The organism is Conexibacter sp. JCM 18997, from assembly GCF_055391915.1.
The window spans coordinates 2796079-2808546 of the sequence record NZ_AP043885.1 but is presented as its reverse complement, the minus strand read 5'-3'; the positions used below and the strand labels follow the sequence as shown (position 1 = coordinate 2808546).

The following is a 12468-nucleotide window of genomic DNA, read 5'->3' as shown; positions in this document are numbered from 1 at the left end:
CTTTGTCAATCAAAACGGTGGACTTTGTGCATTACCCTGTGTCGGGATGTCGCTAACCACCGGTGAAGACCACCTGCTGCTGGAGCAGATCGCTCGCGGCGCCGCCGAGCGCGAGCGTGACCGCATCCCGCCGTTCCACGAGATCCGCCGCATCGCGGAGGCCGGGCTGGGGGCGCTGCGCGTCCCCGTCGAGCACGGCGGCCCGGGCGGCTCGCTGCGCGATCTGCTCACGCTCGTGATCGCGCTGGCCGCGGCCGACTCGAACATCGCCCAGGCCCTGCGTTCGCACTTCCACTTCGTCGAGGGGCGCATCGTGGCCGGCGACGAGCGCTGGCTGGGCGAGGTGCGGCGCGGGCGGCTGTTCGGCAACGGGACCGTCGAGCGCACCACCGAGCAGATGTTCGGCTTCGAGACCGCCTTGAGGCCCGACGGCGACGGCTGGCGCCTGGACGGCACGAAGTACTACTCGACGGGCAGCCTGTACTGCGACTGGATCGTCGTCGGCGCGCGGTTGCCCGACGACACGATCGCCTCAGCCGTGGTGCCCGTCGATCGGGCCGGCGTGACGCTCGAGGACGACTGGGACGGGATGGGGCAGCGGCTGACCGCCAGCGGCACGTCGCGGTTCGTCGACGTGCGCGTCGAGGCCCACGAGGTGCTGCCCAGCGCGATCGGCCAGGCGGCCACCGCGCCCCGCGGCGCGTTCCTGCAGCTGTACCTGGTGGCGGTCTCGGCCGGGATCGCCCGCAACGCGGCGACCGACGCGGCCGCCGTGGCCCGCGGGCGGTCGCGCAACGTCCCGCACGCGCCGACCGGGACGCCGCGGGCGGACCCGCTGGTCCAGCGCGTCGTCGGGCAGATCTCCGCCTACGCCTACGCCGTCGAGCACGCCGTGCTGGCCGCGGCCGACGCGCTCGATCGGGGCGACCCGCACGCGGCCGCGCTGGCCGCGGCCCAGGCCCAGGTCGTGGCCGCGGAGCTGGTGCCGCGGGCCGGGGAGCTGCTGTTCGACGCCGGCGGGGCCTCGGCCACGGCGCGCGAGCTGGACCTTGACCGTCACTGGCGCAACGCGCGCACGCTGGCCTCGCACAACGCGGCGATGTACAAGGCGGTGGCGATCGGCGATCTGCTCGTCAACGAGACGCCGCTGCCGGTCTCCGGGTACTTCTAGGCGCGCGCCCGTCGTCTGGTTTCTGTAGCTTCGCGGCATGCGGCGGGGGTGTCTCATTTCATTGGCGTGCGCGCTTGCGCTCGCGGGCGGGGCCGGCGCGGCCAACGCGGCGGTCACACAGGACCAGCTGGAGGACATCGCGGCCGAGGCACACGCGCGCATCGCCGCGCGCATCGGCGTGCCGTTCCCGATGACCATCCAGGTGCAGATCAGCAACGTCAAGCCACCGCCCGACGAGGCCGACACCGCCGCCTTCCAGGACCCGGCGCAGACGACGGACGCCAACTGCACCGTCGTGTACACCAAGCTCGGCGCCGCCTCCACCGTCCCCGAGGCGCGGGAGATCATGCTGCACGAGGTGACGCACTGCCTCGAGTCGCTGCTCAACAAGGGCCAGTCGCCGCTGCAGGGCTGGGTCTCGGAGGGCGGGGCCAGCTTCGTGGGCGCGGTCCTGGGCGCCGAGTGGAACAACGGCAAGACCGACGAGACCAGCGCCAGCTTCTGGGAGACCTACTTCGACTCCGCCGCGGAGTCCCTGTTCAGCCGCAAGTACACCGCGATGCCGTTCTTCGTCGGCCTGCAGAACGCGGGCGTCGACGTGATGAAGCTGCTGCCGCAGCTGTTCGCCGCGCAGAACCCCGAACAGCAGAACTACGACATGGCGCTCAACGCCGCGCTCGGCACCAGCGGCGACACCTTCCTGCGTACGCTCGCGCCGTCGATCGTGCGCAAGCCGGCGCTCGGACAGGACTGGACGATCAAGGGCCCGTCCCTGCCGCCCGCGGCCAAGGCGAAGATGCCCGTGCCGGTGAAGACCGTCTCCGCCGGACATCCCGTGTCCGTCACGGCGCCGGCCTACGGCTCGCGGGGCGCGACGATCCGGGCCAAGGGCAAGGTCCTGATCGTCGAGATCGACGACGACGTGGCCACCAAGGGCATGTTCCACACCGCCGACGACGACGTGCTCGAGTCCGGCGCCTACTGCCTGAAGGGGACCTGCGCCTGTCCCGGCGGCGACGACGCGCTGCGCAAGCTGGGCCAGGAGGGGACGCTGGCCATCTACGGCGATCGCCAGGCGGCCACCGTGAAGTTCCGCGTCTCCTCCAAGGTCAAGGACGGCTGCCCCAAGTCGGGCACCACGCTGAACGTCTCCGGAGCCGAGAGCACCACGCTGACCAAGGACGGCAACTGCTCGAACTTCCGCTACGGCGACGACGACATCCTGGTGATCTTCTTCGAGGTCATCGACGGGGTCTCGACGCAGCTCACGCTCGAGCTCGACACGCTCACCGGCCCGGGCGCCTACGAGGCACCCCCGTCGCACGTCGTGCTGGCCCGCGGCGAGCACGCCTACGACACGTTCGTGCGCAACGAGCCGCCGGCCTATCCGTCGTCGGGCGTCATCAACGTCACGTCGATCAACGCCGAGGGCATGAAGGGCACGGTCAGCGCGACGATGCGCGCCAACGACGTCGAGACGTCCGTCGTCGGCTCCTGGACCTGTCACCGGCCCTGACGGAGGCCGGACGACACCGCGGCGACGCGATCGATGGTCCGCCCGAGCGTCGCGCGGGTGGTCGCGGGCGCGGTGACCACCAGGCGCAGATGCCGGCGGCCGCCGACCAGCGCCGAGCTGATGTGCACGTCGCCGTCGGCCAGCAGGCGGTCGCGCACGGCGACCTGATGGGCGTCGTCGCCGTCGACGCGGAAGCAGACGATGTTCGTCTCGGGCGCGTAGGGGACGCTGAAGCCCCGCCGCTCGCGCAGCAGCTCGTAGGCGTCGTGGGCGACGGCGAAGCGCTCGGCGACATCGGCGCCCAGTCCCCGCTCGCCGCGGGTGGCCAGCTCGAGGAACACCTTGACGCCGAGCGCCGCCTTGGTGCACTCGACCGTGCGGGCCAGCAGGTCGGGGCCGGGGGCGCCGTCGTGGTCCTCGTAGAACAGGTAGCTGGCCTGCTGGCGGAAGGCGGCGTCCAGGGCGGTCTCGTCGCGCACGAGCACGGCGGCGCACAGGCCGGAGACCCGCAGCAGCTTGTGGGCGTCCCACACCACCGAGTCGGCCCGGTCGATGCCCGCCAGCCGGGCCCGGTGCGCGGGGGAGAGCAGGGCCGAGGCCCCGTGGGCGCCGTCGACGTGCAGCCACAGGCCGTGCGCGGCGGCGAAGTCGGCGGCCGCGTCGAGGTCGTCGTACAGGCCGGTGCTGGTGGCGCAGGCCGCGGCGACCAGCGCGAACGGGCGGCGACCGGCGGCGCGGGCCGCGGCCAGTGACTCGCCCATCCGGTCGGGGTCGATGCGGTCGAGGTCGTCGACGGGCAGTGGGATGATCGCGTCGGTGCCCAGCCCGAGGATCCCGGCCGCGCGGGCGATCGAGTAGTGCGCCGAGGGCGTGCACAGCAGGGCCAGGTCGGGCGGCGTGCCGGTGCTCCAGGCGTCGGGCGCCGCCTGCGCGCGGGCGGCCAGCAGCGCCGTCAGGTTGGCCAGCGAGCCGCCGTGGGTGAGCACGCCGCCGGCGCCGGGACCGGGGAAGCCGATCTGCTGGGCCATCCAGTCGACGATCGCCAGCTCGATCGTGGCCGCGGCCGCGCCCATCTCGTAGATGCCCATCGGGTTGTTGATCGCGCCGTGGACGAGGTCGGCGACGGCGGCGGGCACGTCGGGTACCGCGACCTGGTGGGCCAGCGACTGCGGATGGTGCAGGCGCGTGGTCAGCTGCAGGTAGCGCTCGAGCCAGTCGGCCAGCGCGGGGACGTCCATCCCGCCGTCGCGGATCCAGCGTTCGAGGTCGAGCCGCTGGGCCACCTCGGCGACCGGCGGACGGGAGACGACGGGGCCGTCCCCGGCGGCGGAGCGGGCCAGGTAGGGCTCGAGCGCGGACGTGGCGGCAGCGACGGCCTCGGTCAGCTCCATGCTCGACATGATCGCACCGGAGAGGGGGCAGTTGGTGGCTTCTTTCGGCGCGGTCGCGGCAAGATGCGCAATGATCTGCCCCATGGATGCCCTGGACGCCCAGATCCTGTCGGTGCTGCAGGAGGACGGCCGCATCACCAACGCGGAGCTGGCCGAGCGCGTCCAGCTGTCGCCCTCGCCCTGCCTGCGCCGGTTGCGCCGGCTGGAGCGCGAGGGCGTGATCAGCGGCTACCGCGCCACGCTGGACCGGCGCAAGCTCGGTCTCGGCGTGACCGTGTTCGTCGAGGTCAAGGTCAGCGGCCACTCCGCCGACATCGCCGACCGGGTCGAGCGCGCCCTGGCCGACATCCCCGAGGTGATCGCCGCCCACATCGTCTCCGGTCCCGCGGACTTCCTGCTCGAGGTCGTGGTCGCCGACCTGGACCACTACGAGCGGCTGCTGATCGAGCGCCTCCTGACCCTGCCCGGCGTCAGCGACGTGCGATCGAACTTCGCCCTGCGCACGATCAAGCGCGCTGCGCCGCTGCCGGTGGGGTAGAGATCCGGCCATGAGCGACAAGGGCTACGCGATCGTCGACCCCGACGACGTCGACGATCACTACGCCGGCACCGACGTGCCGGGCGAGTTCCGCCACCTGACCGACGCGCTGGGCGCCGAGCAGCTGTCGGCCACGCTGATCCGCGTGCCGGCGCACTCCGACTTCGAGCAGGGCACCGGCCACTTCCACGACGAGATCGAGGAGCTGTACATCGTCACCCGCGGCACGCTGACGATGCGCTTCGAGGACGACATCCACCACGTGCGCGCGCCGTCGGCCGTGCGGGTGACCGCGACGACGCGGCGCTCGCATCGCAACGAGGGCGACGAGGACGTGGAGCTGTGGGCGATCTCCCGTCAGCTCGGCCACGGCGACGCGACGAAGATCGACGCGTTCTGGGACGCCTCGGCCGACGCCGCGCAGAAGCGCTGACCCACAACTTCCGCCGAGTGGCATGTTCCCGCCGCTGAGCGGCGCGAATGTGCCACTCGGCGGGTTGCGACGTGTAGGATAGTTGCATGCGCAAGCGAATTGGCTTTCTCTCCTTCGGCCACTGGGGACGCTCGGCCGGCTCGCAGACGCCCACCGCGGCGGACGCGCTGATCCAGTCGATCGAGCTGGCCGAGGCCGCCGAGGCGATCGGCATCGACGGCGCGTACGTGCGGGTGCACCACTTCGCGCGCCAGCTCGCCTCGCCCTTCCCGCTGCTGGCGGCGATCGGCGCGCGTACGAGCCGCATCGAGATCGGCACTGCGGTGATCGACATGCGCTACGAGAACCCGCTGTACATGGCCGAGGACGCCGCTGCCGCCGACCTGATCGCGGGCGGGCGGCTGCAGCTGGGGATCAGCCGCGGGTCGCCGGAGCCCGCGCAGCGGGGCAGCGAGGCGTTCGGCTACGTGCCGCGCGAAGGGCAGACCGACGCCGACATGGCCCGCGAGCACGCGCGCGTGTTCCGCCACGCGATCAACGGGGCCGGCGTCGTGCGCTCGGATCCGACGATGACCGGCAGCTCGGCGGCCTTGCACATCGAGCCCCAGTCGCCCGGCCTGGCCGACCGCATCTGGTGGGGCGCGGGCACGCGCCAGACCGCCCGCTGGGTGGGCGAGCAGGGCATGAACCTACAGAGCTCGACGCTGCTGACCGAGGACACCGGCGTGCCGTTCGGCGAGCTGCAGCTCGAGCAGATCAACCTCTTCCGCGCCGCCTGGGCCGACGCCGGCCACCAGCGCGAGCCGCGCGTGTCGGTCAGCCGCAGCGTGCTCCCGATCACCACCGACGAGGACCGCCTGTACTTCGGCGGGCGCAACGCCGACAGCCAGGACCAGATCGGCTACCTCGAGGGCGTGACCGCGCGTTTCGGGCGCAGCTACACCGGCGAGCCCGACGTGATCGCCGAGGAGCTCGCGGCCGACCCCGCCGTGCAGGCGGCCGACACCGTCCTGCTGACGGTGCCCAACCAGCTCGGCGTCGAGTACAACGCGCGCCTGCTGGAGACGATCGCCGAGCACATCGCGCCCGCGATCGGATGGGAGCGGGCGGGTATGCCCTCCGCATGAGCATCGTCATCGTGGGCGCGGGCCCCAACCTCGGCCTGGCCATCGCCCGCCGTTTCGGCCGCGAAGGCCTCCCGGTCGGCCTCGTCTCGCGCGACCAGTCCAAGCTCGACGACCTCGCCGCGCAGCTGGGCGCCGACGGCATCCACGCGCGCGGGGAGGCGGCCGACATCCGCGACCCCGACGCCCTCGACGGGGCGATCCGGGCGCTCGCGGCGCATCTGGGTCCCGTCGAGGTCCTCGAGTACTCGCCGCTGCCCGCGCGCGAGTTCATGAAGCCGATCCTGGAGACGACCGTCGACGACGTGCGAGGTCCCTTGGAGTTCAGCGTGCTGGGCGCCGTCGCGGCCGCCCGCGCCGTGCTGGACCCGATGCTGGACGCCGGTCGCGGCACGATCCTCTACACGACCGGCGGCGCGGCCATCAAGCCCTACCCGCTGCGCGCGGGCGTCGGGATCTCCTTCGCCGGCGAGGTCGCCTACGCGCGCATGCTCCACGAGGAGCTGGCCGAGCGTGGCGTCCACGTCGCGCACACCGCGATCGCGGGACGGATCGCGCCGGGCCAGGACCACGAGCCCGCCGACGTGGCCGACGTCCTGTGGAACCACCACGTCGACCGCGACGTGTTCCAGACGCGCCTCGGCTTCGACGACTGACGGGCCGCTGAGGCCCGGGCCCGGCTCGACGGCTACGTTCTCGGCGGTCCGCAGGGCGCCGCGTCGTGGTCCGTTGCGCCGGGCGTCGTCAGACTGCCGTGGATGCTCCGCACCGCCCTCGCCCTGATCGGCGCCGCGCTGGTCGCGGCCCCGGCCGCCCACGCGGCCGATCCGCCCTCGACCTACCTGTCGGGCCGTACCTTCGCCTGCTGGCAGACGTTCGCCAGCTACGGCCCGGACGGGACGCTGAGCGGGTACAACCGCGCTGCCCGCGGGACGGTCGCCTTCGCCACCGACTACGTGCCCAACTACCTGGTCGCGGGTCTGGACGACTACCTGCCGCGCGGCTCGGCCGACCAGGGCTCGTGGGCGCCGACCGCGACCGGCGTGCGCTTCACCAGCGGCGCCTTCTTCCAGCCGGCCAAGGGCTGGCGGCTGGTCGGCGACGTGCACCCGGCCGGCGTGCGGATGCCGCACGACAAACGCGCGGGCACCCGCTACCAGCTCGTGCTGCGCTCGGCCCCGGGTCGCGGCCCGGTCTCCGACGACGCGCCGCCGCGACGGGTCGGGCGGAACTTCTTCATCACCCCGTGGTACTGCCAGGCTCGGCGCTGACGCGCTCGCGCGCCGCCTCGCTGAGCCCGGCCAGAACCTGATCGAAGGCGCGCGCGAGCTCGCCCTCCCCGAGCAGCGACGCCGTCGGGCGCCGGACGATCGCGCTGCCGCCTGACGCGCGGGCCACGACCGCCAGGCGCAACGGGATGTCGACCGCGGCGTCGAGGTCGTGGGCCAGCAGCTTGGCGCCGGCGGCCGGGTTGCCGAAGATCAGCGTCCAGGCGGCGAACCCGGGTGCGCCCGCCGCGGCCATGTCGTGTCCGTGGTCGACGACCGCGTACTCGGTGATGCCGTGGTCGCGCAGCAGGTCGCGCAGCGCCTGCACGACCGTGGCGGGCGGCGCGTCGATGGCCACGCGCTCGTAGGTGCTCACGGCACTTCGACGATCTCGTAGCGCGTGTGCCAGCGCGCGCCGAGCTGCATCCGGGCCGCCATCTCGAGGTTGCCGCGCGCGGCCTGGCGGGAGTAGCGGTCCGCCGTGAAGGCGAAGCGCGCGCCGCCGTCGGCGTCGACCTCGGCCGCCTCGGCGTTCGCGACGCGCGCGATCGACGCCAGCTGCTGGGCGGACAGCGGCTCGGAGGACTTGGGTTGGACGATCAGGTGGATCGGGTCGGCGATCGGCACATCGTCTCAGCTACGCCGCCCCGACCGCTAGTGTCAATTGGAGCGAGAAGCGGCGCCCGAGCCGCGTCGTCTTCCATCTCGTCAAAACGCGAAGGGCCGTGCAGCCATGGCAGTTGACAAGTCCCACCGTCCCGACATGCGCACGTCGGCCGAGCTGGCCCGCCTGCTGGAGCGCCAGCACTCTGACGATCCGGTCGCGGCGGACGCCTCGCAGCGCTTCCCGACCGAGCGCGTCCAGAAGCTCGACGATCCCGAGGACCGCCGCCGCCGGCGGGCCCTGCGCCAAGCCGGCCTGTAGCCGCGCTCAGCGGGCGCAGCAGCCCGCGAGGTGGTCGTTGACCAGCCCGCAGGCCTGCATGCCCGCGTAGGCGGTCGTCGGACCGATGAACACGAACCCGCGCCGCTTGAGCTCCTTGGCCAGCGCCTTGGACTCGGGCGAGACGGCGGGGACGTCGGCGAACGTGCGGGGGGCCGGTCGCGTGTCGGGATCCGGCGCGAACGACCACAGCAGGTCGGTCAGCGTCGTGTCCTGGAGGTTCTGGATCGCCCGTGCGTTGGCGATCGCCGCGGTGATCTTCGCGCGGTTGCGCACGATGCCGGCGTCCTGCATCAGACGCGCGTGGTCGGCGTCGGTGAACGCCGCCACCTTGGCGATGTCGAAGCCGGCGAACGCGGCGCGGAAGTTCTCGCGCTTGCGCAGGATGGTCAGCCACGACAGGCCGGACTGGAACGCCTCCAGCACGAGGCGCTCGAACAGCCGGTCGTCGCCGCGGACGGGGCGGCCCCACTCCTCGTCGTGGTAGGCGACGTAGTCGTCGGTCGACACGCCCCAGCGGCAGCGCAGCTGTCCGTCAGGGCCGGGGGCGAGGTCCGCGTCGGGCATCGGCGGCCAAGTCAATCGAAGCCGGCGGCGGCGCGCGCCCGCAGCGCGGCCTCCAACCGCTGCAGGATGCGGTCGACGGTCGCTTCCTCGTCGCCGTCCAGCCCGCCCTCCAGCGCCCGGTGGGCCACGGCGGCGACGTCCTCGCGGGTCGCGGCCAGCTCGGCCAGGCGCGCGCTCAGGTCGGCGCGGTCGCTCCACGGCACGAGCTCGGTCAGCGCGGCCTCGAGCGCGATCCGCAGGATCAGCGCCGCCTCGCGGCTGCGCCCGGCGGTCAGGTCGGCGCGGGCCCGCTGGGCCAGCAGCTCGCTGGCCAGCATCGCGTCGCGGCCGCTGAGCAGCGCCGACAGCCGCTCCTGGGAGCGCAGCGCCGCCGCGCGCCGCTCGGCGCGCACCGGCGGCAGCTCGACCGCGCGCGTGTGGCGACCCTCGGCGACCTCCTCGCCGACGCCGTAGCCGACGCGGACCACGAGCGTCGCGGTGCGCGTCACGTCGCGGGCGCCCGGGTCGTTGGCGGCGATGCGGTGGGCGGCGATCACCCGGTTGAGCGCGGCCAGCCCCCGGACGGCCTCGCCGTCGCCGTCGGCGCCGTCCAGCCAGCGTCCCGCGGCCGACTCGCTGTCCAGCGGCCGGGCGTCGATCACCGTCGCCCGGGTGACGGGCACGGGGGAGACGGACGGCTCCTGGTCGACGGGCCGGGGCCGGCGCGCGGAGCGGCCGAGCCAACGCCGCTGTTGGGCCCCGAGCGTCGTCAGGACGACGACGTGGCTGGCGTCCTCACCGGCGTGCGGGCGCAGCACGTAGCGTCCGTCCGCGGGCCCGAGTGCCCACGGGACCTCGAACTGCGCGAAGCGGAACGCCTTAGCTATCCGTTGTCGCCCGTCTTGACCGGCAGCGAGTACTGCGACGGCGTCAGCGGCACGTCCGGGTTGGACAGGTTGCTGAGGCGGTCGACCAGGCGCGTCCACTGGCCCGGCTTGAGCACCGACTGGAACTTGACGGCGTTGGCCCCGTCCAGCGGCTGGAAGCCGACGTGGATGTGGTCGTTGTGATCGGCCAGCGCCAGCGTGTTGTCCGTGCCGGGGTAGCTGTACAGCGTGATGATCTGGTGCGGCTTCATCGCGCCCTGCAGGGTGAGCAGGCGGCGCACCGTGATGTCGGTGATCGACCCGTCGCCCTGGTGGCCGAGGATCGGGATGCCGTTGATCTTGGCGATGTCGACCGCGTCGCCCGAGGAGTGCTCGGAGACGTTGCCGCCGTCGGTCAGGTAGGAGTGGCCGCACTCCAGCGCGCTGACCGTCGGGCGCAGGCCCGAGGCCGACAGGAAGGCCAGCGTGGCCAGCACGCGGCGGTCGATGACGCCGGCCTCGATGTCGCGACGGCCGCAGTCGTAGATCTCGATGCGCGGGTCCTCCAGGACGCGGCCCTGCAGCTGCTCCTTGCTCATCAGCAGGAGCTGGCCGATGGAGGCGTCGCTGTCGGGGGCGAGCAGTGCGTTGCGGCCCTCGGCGCGGTAGATCGCGGTCGACTCCAGCAGCTTCCAGCCGTCGAGGATCGGCTTGGGGTCGATGCGCGGCGCGCCACGGCCGGCCGGGCGGATCGCGAAGGCCACGCGCGACTTGCCGCCGGCGGGGCGCTTGGCCAGGCGGCCGAGGATCGTGCCGGCGATGACCTTCGAGTCGACCTTGAGGGGGACGAGCTTGACGTCCTTGCGGTTCAGGCCGTAGGGGCTGGTGAAGTAGCTCTTGTAGCTGGACACGCCCTCGACGGAGCTGCCCGAGGCCAGCAGCTGCTCGCGTCCGCCGGACTTCAGCGCGGCCGAGCGCGAGGGGTTGGCGAACAGTCGAGTCTTGCTCGAGAGTGGCGTCTTGTTCGTCTGGCGCTGGTTGGCGGGCTCGGACGTCTTCTGCGCGGCGCCCGTCGGGTGCGTGCCGGCGGTGGCGGCCTCGGTCGGCGCGGGATCGGAGGCCTTGGGCTCGAGGTCGAGCTCCTTGGCCACCTGCTTCTGGCTGACCTTCTTGGCCTTGGGCACCGGGATCTCGGTGGCCAGCCGGCCCAGGTGCGCGTACGTGTAGGTGTTGCCGTAGGCGTCGCGCAGCTTGAGGAACTTGCCGAGCTTGTCCGACGTGCCCATGTCGACGATGCGGCCGTCCTGCACCGCGATCACCGGCGCGCCGCCCTTGGCGTAGACGTTGATCGAGCGGCGCTCGCTGTCGGAGTCGACCGGCAGCGCGGCGTTGTCGCCCTTGGCCACGCGCAGGGCGCTGGCGTTCTCGGACAGGTCGTCGGCGTAGGTCGCCTTGGCGTAGACCGGGAAGCGGCCCTGCGTGAGCCCGGTCAGCGAGCCGACGAAGTCCGCGGGCAGGCCGCTGATCAGGCGCGCGCGCAGGATGACGGAGTCGACGTACCAGTCGGCGTGGTTGTAGGCGAAGATCGCCTTGCGCAGATCGGTGTCGGCGCCGGCGGCCTTCAGGTAGCGCGCGGCGGCGAAGATCGCGTCGACCGGGTTGTACGGATCCTTGCGGCCGTCGTCGTTGGCGTCGACGCCGTAGGACTTCCACGAGGACGGCATGAACTGCATCCAGCCCAGGGCGCCCGCGGAGGAGACGTTCAGGTTGCGGCCGTAGTCGGTCTCGATCTCGTTGATCGCGGCCAGGACCTCCCAGCGCACGCCGTACTCGATGCCGGCGGCCTGGTAGATCGAGAGCAGGAACGGCGGGATGCGGAACTTGTCGATGAAGAAGTTCGGGACGCCGATGACCGCGGCGCCGGGCTCGGCCAGCGTGTAGGTCGGATCGGCGGGCGTGGGCGAGCCGTCGTCGGCGCGCTTCTTGGGCGCGGCCGGATCGTCGGCCGTGTCCGCAGCCTCGACCTCAGCTTCAGCCTCGTCCGTCGCCTTCTGCTGGGCGCCGTTGCCCTTGCCGTCCTTGGCCACCTGCGGGCCGCGGGCCGGATCGCCGCCGGCGGACGCCTGGACGTCGGGGATCTGCTCGTCCTCCAGCGCCGGGGTCGTCGGCGTGGTGGGCGTCGTCTGCGGCGTCGTCTCGGCGGGCGTCGTCTCGGCCGGCGTGCTCGTCGTGGCGGGATCGGTCGCCGGCGTCTCGGCCGGCGGGGCCGCGGGCGCGGGGGCGGGCGTGATGTCGGTGACCGAGGCGATCACGCCGGTGACGCCGGGAATCGAGATCTGGTCGACCGGCGTGCCGGGCGGCACGTCGACGGTGACGGTCAGCTGCGAGCCCCCGACCAGGGTGACCAGGAGCGTGCGCGACTCAGCCGACGCCGACCCAGCCGGTAGGGCAACCGCAACGGCTACCGCGGCCGCGGTGAAAAGGGCGATGGGAAGCTTGCGCCAGATCATGGAATACGCCGTCGGTTCCTTCCCCAGGGACCCAGATCGGGACCGACAGCTCGGCCGGTGCGCCCGAAGCTAGCACGGGCGGATGACCGCTGGCGCAGGACCGTATATATCTCCATCGGAAGGTGCAACGCGCAACTGAACCCAGAATTGCGGCGTTGCACC

The 12468-nt window shown here is 72.7% G+C and carries 14 protein-coding genes; 8 read left to right on the top strand and 6 right to left on the bottom strand.

The genetic code is table 11. The annotated features are described in order from the left end of the window. Positions 1 to 46: 46 nt before the first annotated feature. Complete coding sequence (locus ACZ5UI_RS14290; protein ID WP_464187882.1) at positions 47 to 1171, top strand: acyl-CoA dehydrogenase family protein; 1125 nt, start codon at positions 47 to 49, stop codon at positions 1169 to 1171. Between the two features lie 61 nt (positions 1172 to 1232). Continuing rightward, positions 1233 to 2687, top strand: coding sequence for a hypothetical protein (locus ACZ5UI_RS14285; RefSeq protein ID WP_464187880.1), 1455 nt, complete (start codon positions 1233 to 1235; stop codon positions 2685 to 2687). On the opposite strand, the gene ACZ5UI_RS14280 is transcribed toward ACZ5UI_RS14285, so the two are convergent. Next, a complete protein-coding gene (locus tag ACZ5UI_RS14280) occupies positions 2675 to 4078 on the bottom strand; it encodes a pyridoxal phosphate-dependent decarboxylase family protein (RefSeq protein ID WP_464187878.1) in 1404 nt (467 codons plus the stop codon). The two genes, ACZ5UI_RS14285 and ACZ5UI_RS14280, sit on opposite strands and share 13 nt — an antisense overlap. 82 nt (positions 4079 to 4160) lie before the next feature. Here ACZ5UI_RS14280 and ACZ5UI_RS14275 point away from each other — a divergent pair, with 82 nt between their 5' ends. The 5 genes from ACZ5UI_RS14275 (at position 4161) to ACZ5UI_RS14255 (ending at position 7444) form a co-directional block, all read left to right on the top strand. After that, a complete protein-coding gene (locus tag ACZ5UI_RS14275; protein ID WP_464187876.1) occupies positions 4161 to 4616 on the top strand; it encodes an Lrp/AsnC family transcriptional regulator in 456 nt (151 codons plus the stop codon). A 10-nt stretch (positions 4617 to 4626) separates the two neighbouring features. After that, on the top strand, positions 4627 to 5049 hold the full coding sequence (locus ACZ5UI_RS14270; protein ID WP_464187874.1) for a cupin domain-containing protein: 423 nt from the start codon (positions 4627 to 4629) through the stop codon (positions 5047 to 5049). Positions 5050 to 5135: 86 nt separating this feature from the next. Beyond that, positions 5136 to 6176: an LLM class flavin-dependent oxidoreductase gene (locus ACZ5UI_RS14265; protein ID WP_464187872.1), complete on the top strand. Its 1041-nt coding sequence runs from the start codon at positions 5136 to 5138 to the stop codon at positions 6174 to 6176. Further along, positions 6173 to 6829, top strand: coding sequence for an SDR family NAD(P)-dependent oxidoreductase (locus ACZ5UI_RS14260; RefSeq protein WP_464187869.1), 657 nt, complete (start codon positions 6173 to 6175; stop codon positions 6827 to 6829). The genes ACZ5UI_RS14265 and ACZ5UI_RS14260 overlap by 4 nt, the downstream gene beginning before the upstream one ends. Positions 6830 to 6931: 102 nt before the next feature. Next, on the top strand, positions 6932 to 7444 hold the full coding sequence (locus ACZ5UI_RS14255; protein WP_464187867.1) for a hypothetical protein: 513 nt from the start codon (positions 6932 to 6934) through the stop codon (positions 7442 to 7444). Here ACZ5UI_RS14255 and ACZ5UI_RS14250 read toward each other — a convergent pair. Both ACZ5UI_RS14250 and ACZ5UI_RS14245 read right to left on the bottom strand, forming a co-directional pair. Further along, complete coding sequence (locus ACZ5UI_RS14250) at positions 7413 to 7817, bottom strand: DUF302 domain-containing protein (protein WP_464187865.1); 405 nt, start codon at positions 7815 to 7817, stop codon at positions 7413 to 7415. The two genes, ACZ5UI_RS14255 and ACZ5UI_RS14250, sit on opposite strands and share 32 nt — an antisense overlap. Beyond that, on the bottom strand, positions 7814 to 8068 hold the full coding sequence (locus ACZ5UI_RS14245; protein ID WP_464187863.1) for a hypothetical protein: 255 nt from the start codon (positions 8066 to 8068) through the stop codon (positions 7814 to 7816). Before ACZ5UI_RS14245 ends, ACZ5UI_RS14250 begins: the two co-directional genes overlap by 4 nt. Positions 8069 to 8174: 106 nt before the next feature. Here ACZ5UI_RS14245 and ACZ5UI_RS14240 point away from each other — a divergent pair, with 106 nt between their 5' ends. After that, positions 8175 to 8366 (top strand): hypothetical protein, encoded by a 192-nt coding sequence (locus ACZ5UI_RS14240; RefSeq protein WP_464187861.1) that lies wholly within the window; start codon positions 8175 to 8177, stop codon positions 8364 to 8366. A 6-nt stretch (positions 8367 to 8372) separates the two neighbouring features. Here the strand turns inward: ACZ5UI_RS14240 and ACZ5UI_RS14235 are convergent, their stop codons facing one another. The 3 genes from ACZ5UI_RS14235 to ACZ5UI_RS14225 all read right to left on the bottom strand — a co-directional run bounded on the left by ACZ5UI_RS14235 (position 8373) and on the right by ACZ5UI_RS14225 (position 12306). Beyond that, complete coding sequence (locus tag ACZ5UI_RS14235; protein WP_464187859.1) at positions 8373 to 8951, bottom strand: DNA-3-methyladenine glycosylase I; 579 nt, start codon at positions 8949 to 8951, stop codon at positions 8373 to 8375. Between the two features lie 11 nt (positions 8952 to 8962). Continuing rightward, positions 8963 to 9748: a hypothetical protein gene (locus ACZ5UI_RS14230; RefSeq protein ID WP_464187857.1), complete on the bottom strand. Its 786-nt coding sequence runs from the start codon at positions 9746 to 9748 to the stop codon at positions 8963 to 8965. Between the two features lie 65 nt (positions 9749 to 9813). Continuing rightward, the gene (locus ACZ5UI_RS14225; protein ID WP_464187855.1) at positions 9814 to 12306 is read right to left on the bottom strand and encodes a lytic murein transglycosylase; all 2493 of its coding nucleotides are present in this window, start codon (positions 12304 to 12306) and stop codon (positions 9814 to 9816) included. Positions 12307 to 12468: the final 162 nt, after the last annotated feature.

Coding starts and splice junctions, on each gene's coding strand:
- ACZ5UI_RS14265 (WP_464187872.1), top strand. CDS start 5,136: ATGCGCAAGCGAATTGGCTTTCTCTCCTTCGGCCACTGGGGACGCTCG.
- ACZ5UI_RS14290 (WP_464187882.1), top strand. CDS start 47: ATGTCGCTAACCACCGGTGAAGACCACCTGCTGCTGGAGCAGATCGCT.
- ACZ5UI_RS14255 (WP_464187867.1), top strand. CDS start 6,932: ATGCTCCGCACCGCCCTCGCCCTGATCGGCGCCGCGCTGGTCGCGGCC.
- ACZ5UI_RS14280 (WP_464187878.1), bottom strand. CDS start 4,078: ATGGAGCTGACCGAGGCCGTCGCTGCCGCCACGTCCGCGCTCGAGCCC.
- ACZ5UI_RS14275 (WP_464187876.1), top strand. CDS start 4,161: ATGGATGCCCTGGACGCCCAGATCCTGTCGGTGCTGCAGGAGGACGGC.
- ACZ5UI_RS14235 (WP_464187859.1), bottom strand. CDS start 8,951: ATGCCCGACGCGGACCTCGCCCCCGGCCCTGACGGACAGCTGCGCTGC.
- ACZ5UI_RS14240 (WP_464187861.1), top strand. CDS start 8,175: ATGGCAGTTGACAAGTCCCACCGTCCCGACATGCGCACGTCGGCCGAG.
- ACZ5UI_RS14225 (WP_464187855.1), bottom strand. CDS start 12,306: ATGATCTGGCGCAAGCTTCCCATCGCCCTTTTCACCGCGGCCGCGGTA.
- ACZ5UI_RS14260 (WP_464187869.1), top strand. CDS start 6,173: ATGAGCATCGTCATCGTGGGCGCGGGCCCCAACCTCGGCCTGGCCATC.
- ACZ5UI_RS14270 (WP_464187874.1), top strand. CDS start 4,627: ATGAGCGACAAGGGCTACGCGATCGTCGACCCCGACGACGTCGACGAT.